The 15,918-nt window shown below is 71.1% G+C and carries 13 protein-coding genes; 9 read left to right on the top strand and 4 right to left on the bottom strand.

Annotated elements, in window-relative coordinates; all coding sequences use genetic code 11:
- Positions 1-84 precede the first annotated feature (84 nt).
- Complete coding sequence (locus ACGFJ2_RS46805; protein WP_357952068.1) at positions 85-981, top strand: AEC family transporter; 897 nt, start codon at positions 85-87, stop codon at positions 979-981.
- Positions 982-1,046: 65 nt separating this feature from the next.
- Positions 1,047-1,682, top strand: coding sequence for an SRPBCC family protein (locus ACGFJ2_RS46800; protein ID WP_393479669.1), 636 nt, complete (start codon positions 1,047-1,049; stop codon positions 1,680-1,682).
- Between the two features lie 111 nt (positions 1,683-1,793).
- Here ACGFJ2_RS46800 and ACGFJ2_RS46795 read toward each other — a convergent pair whose 3' ends face one another.
- The gene (locus ACGFJ2_RS46795) at positions 1,794-2,531 is read right to left on the bottom strand and encodes an SDR family NAD(P)-dependent oxidoreductase (RefSeq protein ID WP_393479666.1); all 738 of its coding nucleotides are present in this window, start codon (positions 2,529-2,531) and stop codon (positions 1,794-1,796) included.
- Positions 2,532-2,660: 129 nt separating this feature from the next.
- Between ACGFJ2_RS46795 and ACGFJ2_RS46790 the strand changes: the two genes are divergently transcribed.
- The 4 genes from ACGFJ2_RS46790 to ACGFJ2_RS46775 all read left to right on the top strand — a co-directional run bounded on the left by ACGFJ2_RS46790 (position 2,661) and on the right by ACGFJ2_RS46775 (position 7,705).
- A complete protein-coding gene (locus ACGFJ2_RS46790; RefSeq protein WP_357952065.1) occupies positions 2,661-3,017 on the top strand; it encodes a helix-turn-helix domain-containing protein in 357 nt (118 codons plus the stop codon).
- 128 nt (positions 3,018-3,145) lie between these two features.
- Positions 3,146-3,622, top strand: a complete 477-nt coding sequence (locus ACGFJ2_RS46785) for a hypothetical protein (RefSeq protein ID WP_393479663.1) — start codon at positions 3,146-3,148, stop codon at positions 3,620-3,622.
- Between the two features lie 85 nt (positions 3,623-3,707).
- On the top strand, positions 3,708-6,647 hold the full coding sequence (locus ACGFJ2_RS46780; protein WP_393479659.1) for an AAA family ATPase: 2,940 nt from the start codon (positions 3,708-3,710) through the stop codon (positions 6,645-6,647).
- A gap of 116 nt (positions 6,648-6,763) precedes the next feature.
- Complete coding sequence (locus ACGFJ2_RS46775) at positions 6,764-7,705, top strand: hypothetical protein (protein ID WP_358206237.1); 942 nt, start codon at positions 6,764-6,766, stop codon at positions 7,703-7,705.
- Between the two features lie 46 nt (positions 7,706-7,751).
- On the opposite strand, the gene ACGFJ2_RS46770 is transcribed toward ACGFJ2_RS46775, so the two are convergent.
- A complete protein-coding gene (locus ACGFJ2_RS46770) occupies positions 7,752-11,720 on the bottom strand; it encodes a S8 family serine peptidase (protein ID WP_393479657.1) in 3,969 nt (1,322 codons plus the stop codon).
- Positions 11,721-11,868: 148 nt separating this feature from the next.
- Here ACGFJ2_RS46770 and ACGFJ2_RS46765 point away from each other — a divergent pair, with 148 nt between their 5' ends.
- Positions 11,869-12,855 carry a LuxR C-terminal-related transcriptional regulator gene (locus ACGFJ2_RS46765; protein WP_358206401.1) on the top strand — a complete coding sequence of 329 codons (987 nt, stop codon included), beginning with the start codon at positions 11,869-11,871 and terminating at the stop codon, positions 12,853-12,855.
- Positions 12,842-13,873: a LuxR C-terminal-related transcriptional regulator gene (locus tag ACGFJ2_RS46760; protein WP_358206456.1), complete on the top strand. Its 1,032-nt coding sequence runs from the start codon at positions 12,842-12,844 to the stop codon at positions 13,871-13,873. Before ACGFJ2_RS46765 ends, ACGFJ2_RS46760 begins: the two co-directional genes overlap by 14 nt.
- Positions 13,874-13,876: 3 nt before the next feature.
- Here the strand turns inward: ACGFJ2_RS46760 and ACGFJ2_RS46755 are convergent, their stop codons facing one another.
- Complete coding sequence (locus tag ACGFJ2_RS46755) at positions 13,877-14,419, bottom strand: isochorismatase family cysteine hydrolase (RefSeq protein WP_357952056.1); 543 nt, start codon at positions 14,417-14,419, stop codon at positions 13,877-13,879.
- An 86-nt stretch (positions 14,420-14,505) separates the two neighbouring features.
- On the opposite strand from ACGFJ2_RS46755, the gene ACGFJ2_RS46750 reads away from it, so the two are divergent.
- Positions 14,506-14,979 carry a hemerythrin domain-containing protein gene (locus tag ACGFJ2_RS46750; RefSeq protein ID WP_357952054.1) on the top strand — a complete coding sequence of 158 codons (474 nt, stop codon included), beginning with the start codon at positions 14,506-14,508 and terminating at the stop codon, positions 14,977-14,979.
- Between the two features lie 30 nt (positions 14,980-15,009).
- Here ACGFJ2_RS46750 and ACGFJ2_RS46745 read toward each other — a convergent pair whose 3' ends face one another.
- A complete protein-coding gene (locus ACGFJ2_RS46745; RefSeq protein ID WP_357952052.1) occupies positions 15,010-15,876 on the bottom strand; it encodes a LysR family transcriptional regulator in 867 nt (288 codons plus the stop codon).
- Positions 15,877-15,918: the final 42 nt, after the last annotated feature.

The raw sequence follows: 15,918 nt of genomic DNA, 5'->3' as shown, positions 1-15,918 counted from the left end.
TCTCGGCCGACCCCGCCGCTGACCAGGACTCCGCAGGACGACCCGCCCTCGGCGCGCGTTTCGGCGATCGGTACGGTGTGTCCAATGCTTACGGTAGTGACGGCGTTCACCCCCATCTGGATCATCGGCGCTCTCGGGTGGCTGACCGGGCGTTTCCGGGTGGCGAGCGGGCAGTTCCAGCAGGCGCTCACGGGGTTCACGTTCACCATCGCCATGCCCGCCGTACTGTTCACCACGCTCAGCCGTACACCGCTCAGCCAGATCCAGCCGCGGCCGCTGCTCGCCTTCGCGATCAGCACCGTCTTCGTCGGCGTGCTCGCGCTCGTGACGCTGCGCGGCAAGCTGCCCGACCGGGTGATCGGGGCGATGTCGTCGGCCTACGTCAACGCCGGCAACCTCGGCATCCCCATCGGCCTGTACGTCCTGCACGACGCGACCTTCGTGGTGTCGGTGCTGATCTTCCAGGTGCTGGTGATGTCTCCGCTGATCTTCCTGGGCCTGGGCGTCGAACGCTCCTCCCTGCTGGCCCCGCTGCGGATGCCGATCGTGGTGGCCTCGGTGCTCGGTCTGGGCATGTCCGCCCTCGGCTGGCAGCTGCCCGAACCCGTGATGCGGCCGCTTAACCTGCTCGGCGGCGCGGCGGTGCCGCTGGCGTTGTTCGCGCTGGGCATGTCGCTGAACGGCTCGGCCGTCGCCTGGCGCCGGGTCGCTCCGGTGGTGACGCTCAAGCTGCTGGTCCAGCCGCTGGTGGCGTTCCTGGTCGGGCGGTTCCTGCTTCATCTCGACGGCCACGCGCTGTTCGCGGCCGTCCTGTTCGCCGGGCTGCCCACCGCGCAGAACACCTACGTCTACGCCGCCGAGTACGGGCGGCCCACCGAACTGCCCCGCGACACCATCCTGGTCTCGAGCGTCCTGTCGCTGGCCACCCTCTCGGTGATCGCCGTGCTGGCCGGTGGCGCGGGCGCGCTCACCCTCAAGTGATCGCCAACCGGCGATCTTTGGGTAGAAGGTACTCGTACCATCGAACTCAGCTCCATGAGGTAACCGTGTCGAGACTTCTGCGCCTGTTAACCACCCCGCTGCTCATCGTGACCCTCGTCCTGACCGGCACCCCCGCCCGCGCCGACAGCGACCCGGTGCTCGCCACCCAGTGGCAGCTCGCCTGGGACACCTACCGGTTCTACGAGCACCTGACCGGCCCTCTCCCCCTGGACGGCCGGACCGCGGTCACCCGTGACCTCCCGATCGACATCGACGCCCCCCTTGACCACGTCTTCGCGGCGTACTCCGACATCAACCACCACATCGGCCTGCACCCCTTCCTGAAGCGCGTCGCCACCCACGCCGACTACATCCAGGACGGGCTGCGCTACGTCAACTTCACGGCCGTCGAGGACGTCCCGGTCACCGACGGGGTGCCCGTCACCGTCAACACGCACGCCCAGCAGCGCGTCCACGCGGCGGAGTACTTCTACACGACCGACACCTGGACCATGCCCAACGTCGTCACCCACCAGCGGATCGACTTCACCGACCTGGGCGGCGGCCGGACCCGGGTGACCGAGCACCTCACGTTCGAGGCGAACGTCCTGCTCATCGACTTCACCGTGACCAACGGCGTCTCCTCCCACCAGCAGACCCAGGTGGCACTGAAGGAGGCCATCGAGAGCGGCCGGCTGTAACGGGCCGGCCGGTCACAAGGCCGACTGCGACGGGCCAGGCAGTCACAAGGCCGACTGCGACAGGGCCGGGCGGTCGCGTTCGAGAGGTGACGCCCTTACCGCGTCCTGTCCTCAGCCGGGCAGGACGCGGTAGCCGGCGTCCACGGGGATGTGGGCACCCACCACAGCGCCGAAGCCGCCGTCGATGACCGAACCGATCACCGCGGCCACATCCCACGGGTCGAGCATCCGGCCCAGGACCGAGCGGCGGGCCAGCGCCGCTTCCGTCTGAGGGGTGCGCATGGCCGCGCTGCCCTCGGTACGTACGCCGGCGGGGGCCACGGTGTTGACGGCGATCCCCCACCCGCCGGCTTCGGCGGCGACGTGCTGCGCGAAGGTGTTGAGCGCGGCCTTGGCGGTCGCGTGCGCGATGGCGCCGGGGCGTACCAGGTCGGCGCTGAGGCTGGAGACGTAGACGATCCGGCCCTCGCCCTGCTTCCGCATGAGGTCGAGGACCTGCCGGGTGATGTGGAAGACGGCTGACAGCTCCCCGATGACCTTGCCCGAGAAGTCCGGCCAGGACAGCTCGGTCAGCGGCGCGAAGGGCGGGCTGATGTTGGCGTTGCAGACGAGCGCGTCGACCCGCTCGCAGGCGGCCACCAGGTCGGCCACCTGGCCGGGTTCGCACACGTCCGCCTGAACGGCCTGCGCGCTGCCGCCACTCGCCGCGATCTCCGCCGCCACCGAGGCGGCCGCCGCCACGTCGCGGTGATAGTTGACGATCACGTGGAACCCGCGCCGGCCCAGTTCGAGGGCGGTCGCGGCCCCGATGCCGCGGCCCGCGCCGGTGATGAGGGCGATGCGTTGCATGTCATGCCTCCGTTGCCTGGGTATCGGGGCTGACGATAGGTTTTGGGCTTTCTGAAAGTAAGTACGTACCTTGGAGTTCGTCCCTTACTAACGGGTCGGCTTTCAGATCACAGAGGCAGGGAGTGACGGGTGAGTGACGCTTTTCACAGAGACTGCCCGGCGCGCATGGTGCTCGATCATGTGACCAGCCGCTGGGGAGTGCTGGTCCTGACGGCGATGCGCGAGCGGCCGCTGCGGTTCTACGAGCTACGCGCCAAGATCGAGGGGATCAGCGAGAAGATGCTCTCCCAGACGTTGCGCACGCTGGTTCGCGACGGCTTCGTCCTGCGCACCGTCACGCCCTCCACTCCGCCGCAGGTCAGCTACGCGCTGACCGACCTCGGCCAGGGGATCACCGAGCCCCTCCAGGCGCTGTCCGACTGGATCCGGGATCACGCGAGCGCCATCCTCGCCGCCCAGGCAGCCCACGAACGGCAAGGCGACTGAGCCGCGCTGACATCACACCCGCGCATGGGCCGACACCCACCGTTAATCGCTAGAGCCTGGACCGATAACCAAGTTTCGGGCATGCTTGTCGAGATCATTAGTAAAGTGGCCTATGAAGGGACAATCAGGTGAGAATGCCGACAAAGGCGGCAATCTTTACGGCGGCACTCTGCCTCAGCGGTGTCATAACGAGCCCGGCGAATGCCGCCGCGGCCGCCAGCCCGGAGAGCATCTGCGGCTCCGGTTACGCGCGCATCACCGGCGGCACGCAGCCGGTCAAGACCTCGAGCGGCCGCCGGTACGGCACGGTCTACCTGCTCTACAACCGCGGCAACGGCTACAACTGCGTGGTCACCATCAAGTCGAGCTTCGTCGGCACGAAGACCCCGGTCACCGCCGAGCTCACGATCATGGCCAAGCCGATCAAGGACACGAAGCAGAGCCCGATCGTGCGTTCCGACCGCGGCAACTTCAAGTCCTACGCGGGGCCGGTGAAGTACTGGGCTCAGGGCAGGTGCGTGAAGTTCTGGGGCACGATCAAGCCGCTCGGCCACGACCCGGCCGTCGCCAGCGGGGGCCGTGCGAAGTGGGACAACTGCGGATAACGTCCGCGATGACGCCTCCGTCTTACTCCTTCCTGGCTTGTCGAGGTTCCATACTGACTCCCTGACTTGATCGTCGGGAGGCCAGATGTTGTACGGACGCGGCGCCGAGCAGGCTGAGATCGACGCGCTGCTCGCCGCCGCCCGAGCCGGACGCAGCGGCGCGGTCGTCGTCAAGGGCGAGACCGGCATCGGCAAGTCGGCGCTCCTCGGCTACGCCGCCGGGCGGGCCGCCGGCTGGCCGGTGCTCCGCACGCTGGGGGTGGAGTCGGAGACCGAGCTGCCGTTCGCCGCTCTCCATCTGCTCCTGCGGCCGGTGCTCGGGTATGCCGAGCGGTTGCCGCCCGGCCAGGCGGCGGCGTTGCGCGGTGCGATCGGGGCGGCGCCCGCCGAGGTGGCCGACCGGTTCCTCGTCGGACTGGCCGCGCTCACGCTGCTGTCCGATCTGGCGGGCGACGGGCCGATCCTGTGCCTGGTCGACGACGCGCAGTGGCTCGACGACGCCTCCGCCGACGCGCTGCTGTTCGCGGCCAGGCGGCTCGACGCCGAGGGCGTGGTCATGCTGTTCGCCCTCCGGGAGGGCGCGGCCACCCCGCGCCGTGGAGCGATGGCCACGCCCGGAATGATCTCGCAGCACCGAGAGGCCACGCCCCAAGTGACACCGTCGCGCCTGGAGGCGCTGGCCACCCACGGGGTGCCCGAGCTGCGGCTGGGCAGGCTGGAGGCGGCGGTGGCCGCGGAGTTTCTGGCCGATCGGGCTCGCGATCTGGCGCCGCAGGTGCGGCGCCGGGTCCTCGACGAGGCGGCGGGTAACCCGCTGGCGCTGATCGAGTTCGCCGCCGTACTGACCCCTGAGCAGCGGGCGGGCCGGTTGAGCCCGCTGCCGTTCGCGGGCGAGTCGGGGCCGCTGTCGGACCGGGTGCGGACCACGTTCGAGGCTTACATCGACCGCTTCCCCGAGCCGGCCAGGGCGGCACTGCTCGTCGCGGCGGCCGACGACACCGGGGATCTGGACCTGATCCTGCGGGCCGCCGCCCGTCTCGGCGCGACGGTCGCGGACCTGGCGCTGGCCGAACGCGAGGAGCTGATCGAGCTCTCGGCGGCCGGGCTGTCGTTCCGGCACCCGCTGATCAGGAGCGCGGCCTACCGCGGCGCGCCGTACTTCCGCCGGGTCGCGGCCCACCTAGCGCTGGCGGAGTCGCTGAGCGACCAGACGGGCAGGTGTCTGGGCGACCCCATGGGCAGACCCCTGGACGGCCGGATGACGCCGCTCCTGGACGATCGGGCGGCCGAATCGCTCGACGGCCAGGCGCGGGCCGATCGGCGGGCCTGGCATCGGGCCGCCGCCGCGACCGGCCCTGACGAGAGGGTCGCCGGGGAACTGGAGCGCGCCGCCTTACGGGCGCGCGACCGGCAGGGCACGGCCGCCGCGTCCGTGGCGTACGAGCGGGCCGCCGATCTCACCGCCGACACCGCCCGCACGGCGCGCAGGCTGATCGCGGCGGCGGAGCTGGCGGTCCAGGCGGGTCAGCTGAAGCGGGCCGCCGGGCTGGCCGACCGGGCGGCGCCGCTCACCACGACACTCGCTACGACCCCGGCCGAGCTCGCCTGCCTGGCCCAGGTACGTGCCTGCGTGGTGGTGGAGCAGGGCTCGCCGAGCGCGGCGGGCCGGATCCTGGCCGAGGGCGCGGAGCACGTACGGACCGCCGACCCCGCGCTCGCGGCCCGCATGCTGGCCGAGGCGATCCATTACGCCTCCTTCGCCGCCGACCCCGAGCTCGCCCACGACGCCGACCACCGACTCGGCGCACTCGCACTGCCGCTCCCAAAAGGGCCGCAACCGCCGCAGCCGGAAGGGCCGCAGCCGCTACCCCAAAGGCCCGGGGTGCTCGCCGCCGGAATGGCGGTCATGGCGCGGCTCGTGGAGGGCCAGGCCGTGGTTGAACTCTCCCCCATCCGCGCGGCCGCCCAGCTAGCGCGCGACTCCCCCGACCTGCTGCCCCTCGCCGCCTCCCTGAGCATCGTCTCGGGCGACGAGGTCACGGCCCACGGGCTGGCCGAGTCGCTGGTCGCGCGCTGCCGCGAGCGCGGCCTGATCGGCCTGCTCCCCCAGGCGCTGGCGCTGCTCGCGCAGGCCCAGATGCTGCGCGGCAGGCACCGCGAGGCGTCGGCCGCCGCGTCCGAGGCCCTGACCGTCGCCTCCGACATCCACCAGGCCCATCGGGCCGGGCATCTGCACGGGCTGCTGGCCTGGCTGGCCGCCGTCGGCGGTGCCGAGGAGCGCTGCCTGGAGCTGGCCGCGAAGGCGGACGGCGACGTCGAGGCCACCAGGGCGCTCGCCGCCTGGGCGCTCGGTCTGTCCCAGCTGGGCCAAGGCAGGGCCGGGGCCGCTCTCGACCATCTCCAGGCGGCGGGGCACCGCCATCCCGTGGTCGCGCTCTGCGCGGCGCCCGATCTGGTCGAGGCGGCGGTCCGCGCCGGGCGGGCGGATCTGGCGGAGGGGGCGGCGGCCAGGTTCGCGGGCTGGGCGGCCGTCGTGGAGCGCCCGTGGGCGAACGCGGTCGCCGCCCGGCTCAGGGGGCTGCTGGCCGAGGGTGACGAGGCGGGCAGGCACTTCGCGCGGGCCGTGGCCGTACCCGCTGACCAGCCGTTCCAGCAGGCGCGCAACGAGCTGCTGTACGGCGAGTGGCTCAGGCGCGCGCACTGCCGTTCTGACGCGCGGCGGCGGCTGCGCGCCGCCTTCGAGGCCTTCGACGCGCTCGGCGCCGCGCCGTGGGCCCGCCGCGCCCACGGCGAGCTGGAGGCGGCCGGCGAGGCGGCCGTGTCCAGGAGCGGCGGCCTGCTCGACCGGCTGACGCCGCAAGAGCGTCAGGTGGTACGGCTGGCGGCGACGGGGCTTTCCAATCGGCAGATCGGCGCGCGGCTGTTCCTCAGCCCGCGTACGGTGGGACATCATTTGTACAAAGCGTTTCCCAAGCTCGGTGTGGCTTCCCGAGCCCAGCTCGGCGACCTCGACCTAGGTGAGTGACCGCGGCTACTTAGTCGCGAGCCCGCATGACCGGCGAGGCGCCGCGCGCCGACCGATTCGCGGATGATCGCCCGCGCTTTACCGTGCTTCCGACCTCACGGAAACGGAGCGCGTGGATGCACAGACTAGTCAGATCCGGCTTATCCCTGCCCCTGGTCGGGGTCCTGGTCGCGGCCGCCCTCATCGCCACCGCACCGGCCGCCTCCGCCGCGCCCGCGCGCGAGGACGGGCAGCGGGTCACCCTCCTGGTCCACGGCTTCGACCGTGAGGCCGACACCAACTGCGCCAGCAGCTGGAAGGACGCCAAGAACCTGCTGAACGCCAACGGCTGGGGCGAGGTCCGCACGTTCGGCTACTACAACAAGGCCACCAACTGCGACATCAGATATCAGGGCACCACCGACTCCCGCATCCAGGAGATCGGCCGCCAGTTCGCGTGGACCGTGTACTACTTCTACTCCAGCCATGACACGGCGATCGACGTCGTGGCGCACTCCATGGGCGGCCTGGTCGCCAAGGCCGCGATCGAGGGCGTCAACAGGTACGGCGTGGGCAAGACGCCGCCCGACCTGAGCGGGCTGAATGTCGATCTGAACAACATCGGCGCGGCCGGGTGGCCCAGCGGCTGGCCCCCGTACCTGTACATCGAGGACATGGTCACGCTCTCCACGCCGCACCTGGGCATCGGCAGCGCGCTGGTGACCGCGTGCGCCATCACCCACGAGCAGTGCAGCGACATGCGCCCGGGCAGCGGCTTCCTGAGCTGGCTGTCGAAGCAGCCACTCTCCCAGATGGGCACGGACTACACCTTCCTCGCCTCAAGTCATGACGACACGGTCGGCGTCGATTCGGCGACCAACAAGCGCACTGCCCATCATTGGGCGGTCTATGACAAGAACGCGGACGGCGGGACGCTGAGTCACACCGCGATGCGGACGACCTCGACCGGCGCGTGGCAGGCGTCGTGGGGCGGGCAGCGGAGTGACGCGGGGTCGGGTTCGTACCCCGCGCCGCTTCTCCAGGCCATGGACGGCCTGTACAACCAGCAGAGCGAATAAAGCGGAACGGATCGGCACGCCCGGGGCGTGCCGATCCGTTTTCGCGTTACTTCAGGCCGTAGGCCCGGGTGATCGTCTGGTCGACGGTGTTGCCCTCGGCGTCCACGCCCTGGGCGCGGATGCCGACGGTGCCGTTGGTGGCCGACAGGGCGGGGTGGGCGATGGTCGCGGTGTAGGAGGTGGCGTTCTTCTTGGCGGTGGTGACGGGCTTCCAGTGGGCGCCGTCGTCGTAGGTGACCCAGAGCTTCAGGCTGCCGAGGCGTGCGTCGGGCACGTCGTAGGAGCCCTGGTAGCCGGTGATCGTGATCTTGTGCGGCCTGGCCGCCGGGGTCGTGTTGTCGAGGCCGAGGTCGAGGTCGTAGCGGAGGTTGAGCCGGCGGACCGGCTCGCACGGGGCGAGGGTGCTGGCGAAGAACCAGCCGACGCACAGACCGTCGCTGGGCGTCTGCAGCCCGCCGGTCGGGCGCTTGGACTTGAACGTCCACTCCGTCGCCACGTCGGTGGCGTACTTCTGCAGCGGCTGCGGGGTGTGGAACTTGTCGGTGAGGCGATAGCGGGCCTCGCCCTCCGGCAGCTCGTACCTCGGCATCTGGATCAGGACCGGGCCGCTGGTGCCCGATTCGACCATGGGGATCTCCTGGCCGTCACGGTAGAGATGCAGCTCGTCCTTGCCGCCGCGCTCCTCGTAGAAGCGCGCGTTCCAGGTGAACGCCTCCTGGTGGTTCGGCTCCGGGCCCAGGATCGGCAGGGCCGCCAAGAAGGTGTCGCCGTTGCGGCAGGGGAAGCACGTGGTGTTCCCGGCGGAGCGGGTCAGGTCGGAGAACACCGGATTGCCGGGAACGCGCGGCTGGGCGCCCCACTCCTCCGTCTTCCCCCCGGCCGTCGGGTAGACGTCCACGGCGGTCGCCCACATTCCGGAGCTCTGGCCGGAGGCGTCGCCTTCGGGGTAGGTCAGCTGGGTCTCGCGGGTCCACGACACGTCCCGCGAGACCGGCCCGACATACTCGGTCACGGTGCTCTGCGCGGGCCAGGAGGAGCCGAACCGCGGACCGAGCAGCCAGCCGGGGTGGGTCACCACGGTCGCCGACCAGATGATGGAGGCGTGGGCGGGCCGGTCGGCGTGCAGACGGTTCTTGATCTCGTACAGGTTGCGCCTGCCGACCTCGTAGTCGAGCTTGGCCGGGACGCGCAGGCGCTCGTGAAGGAGCAGCGAGTAGATGTACGGCGTGGCGGTGACGCCCTCGGCCTGGATGCTCACCGGCCGCCTGGCGAGCAGCGCGGCCAGCGCGCGGCCTTCGCCGGCGGGCAGGCTCATGGTCGGGATCGGGTAGATCGGCCAGTACTTCGCCAGGTCGAGGAAGGGCCGGTTGACCGCCCCGTAGCCGAGCACCCCGGCGGCGCCGGCGTCGGCCGCGGCCTTGACCCGGTCGAGCGCGTCGCCCGTGCAGCCGGTGGCCGGGCACAGGTCGGACAGGTCGAGCAGGACGAGCTTGCCGCGTACACCGGCGCCGGCGAGTTCGGCGGCCTGGCCGCGACCCCCGGACACCAGGGTGAGCGTGCTGCGGCCGGTCAGCTTGGGAACGTCCTCCGCCAAGCTCTGGTAGCGGGGACTCAGGGTGAGCTTGTCGGCCTTCATGCTGATCACGGGGGCGCCGCGCAGGATCTGTCCCGCGACGTCGAAGGTGCCCTGGGTGATCGAGCGGGTGGGCAGCAGCCAGTAGTTGTGCAGCCCGTAGGTGGGGGAGGCGGACTCGAAGCGGACGGACCCGACGCCGTTGGCCGCCTCACGCTCGGAGGCGTACTGCGAGTTGTAGACCTCCGTGGGGTCCGGGGTCTTCTGGGTGACCTGGCGGGCCTTGCGCATGTCGAGGGTGATCGTGATGTCCTTGGTGGCCTCGAACTCCGGCTGCGACGGCAGGCCGATGTTCCACTGCCCGTCGCTGCCACGCCAGCTGATGCCGGAGTTCGCGCTGTAGGTGCCCGCGTACACCCGCGTCTCGGTCTCGGTGCCACTGCCGGGGTACCACTCGACGTCGAGGTCGTCGCGGTCGTCGGTGCGCATGATCGCCCAGGGGATGGCCTGCACGTCGGTCGCGCCGTCGGGCAGCACCATCCGGGTCTTGATGGTGACCTTCTTGGGCTCGACGAACGCGCCGACGGCCGTGTTGACGCTCACGCCGCTCGCGTCGGTGGCGTGCACGAAGCCCTCGTACCAGGTATCCGGTCCCGACGGGTCGAAGGTGACGGCGACCGGCGCGGTGCCGTGCGCCGGGACGGTGACCGTGTCGTGGTCCAGGGTGAGCGTACGCGCGGGCGCGGTGCCCTTGTGGGCCTTGAGCCCGGTCTTGAGCGTCAGCGTCACCGGCTGGTCGCCGTCGTTGGTGTAGGTGAGCGTCTTGGTGACGGGAGCGGTGTGGGGGTAGGCCATGAGGCCGAAGTCGATGCCGCCCGAGGCGGTGACCGCCTGCTTCACGGCGCGCGCCACGTCCACCCGGCCCGCGCCCTGCTCGTACGAGCCGTAGCCGTCGTCGCGGGCGGTGCTGGTGAGCGCGTTCTTGAGCTGGGCGCCGGTCCAGTCGGGGTGCTTCTGGGCCAGGAGCGCGGCCGCGCCCGCGACGTGCGGGGTGGCCATCGAGGTGCCCGACGCGCCGGTGTAGCGGTCGTTCACGGGCGTGCCCATCGTGGTGCCCGCGGCGCGCGCGGCCACGATGCCGACGCCGGGGGCGGCGATGTCCGGCTTGAGGCTGTAGTCGGCCAGCACCGGGCCCTTGCTGGAGAACTCGGCGAGCTTCTCCGACCCGTCCACCGCGGCGACGGTCAGCGCCGACGGTGCCGAGCCCGGCGAGGCGATCTTCCGGTTGAGGTAGTCGTTGCCCGCCGCGATGACGAACAGCGACTTCGACTGGGCGCTGAGGTTCTCGACCGCCTGGCTCATCGGGTCGGGCCCGGTGTAGCAGCAGCCGCCGAGGCTCATGCTGATCACTCTGGCCTGCTGGCCGACCGCCCACTCCATGCCGGCCATGATGTCCGACTCGAACCCGTTGCCGCTCTTGTCGATGACCTTGCCGACGAGCAGCGACGCCTTGGGCGCGACGCCGGTGTACTTGCCGTCGGAGGCGGCGCCGTTGCCCGCGATCGTAGAGGCGACGTGGGTGCCGTGCCCGTGGCCGTCCTGGACGTCCGCCTCGGCGGTGAAGTTCGCGCTCGCCACGACGCGGCCGGCGAGGTCGGGGTGGCCGAGGTCGATGCCGGTGTCGAGGACCGCGACCTTGACGCCCTCGCCCTTCAGCCCGGCGGCCCACGCCTCGGGCGCGCCGATCTGCGGCACGCTCTTGTCGAGTACGGCCTGCACCTTGCGGTCGAGCCAGATGGCCGAGACGCCCCGGTCGAGCTTGGCCGTGGCGTTCTTGTCGCTCGCGGGAGGATCGACGGCGCTCCAGAACTGCTGGACCGCCTGCTTGTCCACCCGGATCGCCGCGCCGCCCACGCTGGGCAGCCCGCGTGGCGCGGAGGTGGCGGGCAGGGCGTCGGCCTGCGCCGACAGGGTGTTGGCCGCCTGCTTGGCCTGACCGTACTGGACGATCAGCGGCAGGCCGGCGCTCTCCTTGTCGGTGTAGCCGTTCTTGGCCATGTACGCGACGTCGAACAGGCCCTTGTCCATGCGGCCCGACGACACCAGGTCCATCACGTCGGAAGGGAAGACGTAGTAGGAGTCCCGATCGCGGACGGAGATGAAGTTCACCGGGGCGCCGTCGGGCCGCTTGGCGGGGGTGACCTGGTAGCGCGGGGTACCGCCGGGGCCGGTGTCGTAGGCGACCACGTCACCGGTGATCAGCGTGATCTTCGGCGCGTCCTTGGCCGGCGTTCCGGACGACTCGACGGCGGCGGCGGTCTGGCCGGAAAGGGCGGGTGCGGGGGTGGCCGAGGCCGGCGGCTCTACGGCCATACCGGTCGACAGCACCAGCCCCAGCGCTAAAAGCCCGATGGACGGGTTGCGCCATCGTGGACGAGTCATGGTTCTCCTCGCGGGATAGCAGGCATGATCGACTCTCCCGAACCATGACATGTCAAGAAATATCCTGAGAAGATGACTCGTCGTCCTTTTCCCGCCAATGACGGGAAAAGGACGGCCGGGGAGCGGGGTTTTGGGTGATCATGTTGAGATGCTGCGCATCCTCGGCCTGTCAGCGGCGGAACAGGCTCTCTACGAGGCTCTGGTCGAGCACTCCCCCGTCACCCTCGAAGAGCTGGACGAGCTCGCCGGCACTCCCGGCCTGGCCGTCGGGCTGGAGGAGCTGGGGCTGATCGCCCGCCTGCCCGAGGACCCGCCCCGGTTCGTCGTCGTACCGCCGGAGATGGGGCTGGACGCGCTCATCCGCGAGCGGGCCCGCGCCCTGGCCGACGCCCGGCTGCGGGTGGCCCAGCTGTCCACCCGCTATCACCTCACCACGCCGGCCCAGGAGTCGGGCGGGCTTGTGGAGGTGGTGATCGGGCGGGAGGCGGTGCTGCGCCGGTTCGAGCAGTTGCAGCGCGGCACCCGGCGGGAGATCCGGATGTTCGACGCGCCCCCGTACGCGGGCGTGGTGGGCGGCAACACCCAGGAGTTCGACCTGCTGAGCCGCGGCGTGGACTACCGGGTGGTCTACGACCGGCGGGCCATCGAGATGCGCGGCACGCTGAAGACCATCGTGGACTACATCGCCGCGGGTGAGCAGGTGCGCGTCGGCGACGTGCCGATGAAGCTGGTGCTCAGCGACTACCCCATGGCCCTCGTACCGCTCCGGCATGATCTGCAGATGGTCGAGTCGGCCCTGGTCGTGTACGACTCGACGCTGCTCGATGCCCTGGCGGCGCTGTTCGAGATGTACTGGGAGCGCGCCGTGCCCCTGCACGTCAGCCATGGCCGCGCCCGGCTGCCGGAGACCAGGAGCCCGACCGACGCGCAGCGCGACCTGCTGGCCCGGCTGGTGGCCGGCCAGACGGATAAGGCCATCGCGGCCCATCTCGGTTGGAGCGACCGCACGGTACGCCGGCACGTGCACGCCATGATGATCCAGCTGGACGCCCAGACCCGCTTCCAGGCGGGCTACCAGGCCGTCCTGCGCGGCTGGCTGGCCGATGAGAAGGGCGTACACGATGAGCCGGAATGACAGGGAGGGCGCGGGCGCGCTCGGCGCGGCCGGGCTCACCCCGGACGAGGAGGCGGTGTACGAGCTGCTCATCGACGGCTCACCGGCCACCACCGCCCGGATCGCGTCGTTGGGCGCGCCGGCCGGGCTCCGTGCCGACCAGCTGCCCGCCGTGCTCGCCGCGCTGGAGGCCAAGGGGCTGGTCACCCGATCCGGCGCCCACTACGCCGCCGTCGCCCCGGAGGCCGCGCTCGACGTGCTCCTGGTCACCGCGGAGCGGGAGCTGCTGCGCGCCCGCGAGCGCGCGGGCGAGCTCGATCAGGCCTTCCAGCGCCGCCGGGCGGCCGGGGAGACGCCGCCGGCGGTCGTCGAGGTCGTGACCGGGCAGCGGGCGGTCCAGCAGCGGCACGCCCAGATCCAGCGGGCCGCCTGGCACCAGCTGCGCTGCTTGTCCAAGCCGCCCTACTTCGACCCGCCGGGCAGCGTGGCGGCCCAGCGCGAGCTGCTGGAGCGGGGCGTCACGAGCCGCATGATCTACGAGCGGGGGTTCGTCGACCGGATCGGGGCGCTGCGTCAGATCGAGACGATGGTCGGGGCGGGCCAGCAGGCGCGGGTGCTGCCCAGCCTGCCCATGAAGCTCTACCTCATGGACGACCGCTTCGCCCTGCTGCTGTTACGGCACCACCCGGACGACCCCGACGCCGACGCCGCCCTGGTGGTCCACCCGTCCGGGCTGCTGGAGGCGCTGAGCCGGCTGTTCGAAGGGCTGTGGCAGCGGGCGCTGCCGCTGCGCCTGCGGCCTCCGGCGCCCGGCGCGGCCCCGCCCGCGCGAGCGCGCGCCGCCGCGGACGACGACGAGCGGCTGATCGCGCTCCTGGTGGCCGGACTGACCGACGAGGCCATCGCCCGGCAGCTCGGCGTCGGCTACCGTACGGCCGAGCGGCGCATCGCGAACCTGATGAGCAGGCTCGGCGCCCACACCCGCTTCCAGGCGGGCGTCCAGGCCGCCTTCCGCCACCCTCCGCCGCCGGAGGAGTGAGGCTCACCGGTCCAGGCACTCGGCCGAGAGGGCGAGGCGGGCGGACATGTTGCGCTCCATCATGCGCAGGGCCGCCTCGCCGAGGTCTTGGTGGATGGCGGCCACGCAGTCGGGCGGCACCGTCAGGGCGTAGTGCCGTACGTAGGCGTCCAGGGCGCTGTAGAGCACGCACTGCTCGGTCACCTGGCCGGCCAGGACGACGGTGTCGACCTCGGTGCGGCCCAGCAGGTACTCCAGCGAGGTGCCGTAGAAGGCGCTGTGGCGGACCTTGGGCAGGAACGCACAGTCCGGCGGCGGCAGGATCGGCTCCACCAGGTCCGGGCGGCGGCCGTTGAGGGCCTGGGCCTCGATCTCGCGCCGATCTCGGGTGAAGTCGCCGTAGTTGTCGTTGACGTACACCAGCTCGACCTCGTCGCGGGTACGCGCCCGCGCCACCAGCTTCGCCATCGGTTCGATGATCTTCGCTACGTTGCGGCACAGGGGTTCGGCGTCGTCGTGCTCGTACGGATTCAGCATGTCGATGATGACCAGCGCGGTTCTTGCCATTCCCTCTTACTGTCCACGACGTGCGGTTTTAGCCGATCGGCCCCGGGCAGACGCCAGCAGCCGGACGACGGAGGGAAGGAGACCCGATGGACGCCATCGTGCTGCTGAAGGACGACCACAAGACGGTCGAAGGGCTGTTCAAGAAGTTCGAGCAGGCCGGAGAGCGGGCCTACACCGAGAAGCGCCGCCTCGTGGACCAGATCACCAAGGAACTGGTCACGCACGCCTACATCGAGGAGGAGTACTTCTACCCGGCCGCCCGCGCCAAGGTGCCGGAGACCAGCGATCACGTGCTGGAGAGCGTCGAGGAGCACCACGTGGTGGTCTGGCTGCTGTCCGAGCTCAAGGACCTCGACCCGAAGGACGAGCACTTCAAAGCGAAGGTCACGGTGCTGATCGAGAACGTCCGGCACCACGTCGAGGAGGAGGAGAAGGACTGGTTCCCGCAGGTCCGCGCCGCGATGGGGCGCAAGGAGCTGCAGGAGCTCGGCGAACGCATGGCAGCCGCCAAGGCCGAGGCCCCCGCCGAGCCGCTCGCCGTCAAGAGCGCCTCGCAGTAAGCCGCGCCTCTCAGCGGGCCGTGCCTGGTGTCAGCCGGCCGTCACGTGGTCGACGAACAGGGCCGTAGCCGCGGTCGGGGCAGGCAGCGGGTTCCAGGCCAGGCCGATGGGGCGGTGCTGGGCCGGGACGAGCGGACGGTAGGTGGGGTCGTCGTGTTCCAGCGAGGCGGGCAGCGGCAGGACGCCCACGCCGAGCCCGGCGCCGATGAGGCCGCGTACGGTGGCGATCTCCTCGCTCTCGAAGGCGATGACCGGCTCGAACCCGGCCTCCTCGCACAGCCGGTCGATCACCCGGCGCAGGTCCGTCGTCGGGGCGAAGGCGACGAACGGCTCGTCGCGTACGTCGGCGAGCGTCAGCCCCGGGACGGCGGCGAGCGGGTGCTCGACGGGCAGGGCGAGACAGAGCCGCTGCTCACGTAGCGGGTGCCAGCGCGCGGGGTTGCCTTCCGGCGGCGGGGTGACCAGGGCGGCGTCGATGTCGCCCTGGGCCAGCCAGGTGAACAGCTCCCTGGCGAAGCCCTGGTGCAGCTCGAAGCGGATGCCGGGCGTGCCCGCCCGCAGGTCGCGCAGGATCTCCGGCACCAGCCAGCGGCCCACCGAGTGCAGGAAGCCCAGCCGGATCAGGCCGGTGTCCGGGTTGGTGAGGGCGTCGATGCGGCGGCGCGCGCCCTGCAGCTCGTCCACGGCGCGGGCGGCGTGCTCGCGGAACAGCAGGCCGAACCGGTTGAGCGCGAGCCGGCGCCCGTGCCGGTGGAACAGCTCGACCCCCAGGTCGGCCTCCAGCCGGGCGAGCGCCCGCGACAGCGTGGACTGGTTGATCCCCTCCATCGCCGCGGTGTCGCGCATGTTCTCCGTGTCACACAGCGTCAGAAACCAGCGCAGGGTCTGCAGCTCCATCCTGCGATGATGCCCCTTTCGCATCAGCTTCGGCAAATTATG

The sequence above is a fragment of the Nonomuraea sp. NPDC049028 genome (assembly GCF_043197735.1).
In the GTDB taxonomy this organism is placed as follows: domain Bacteria; phylum Actinomycetota; class Actinomycetes; order Streptosporangiales; family Streptosporangiaceae; genus Nonomuraea.
This window is presented reverse-complemented; position numbering and strand designations above follow the sequence as displayed.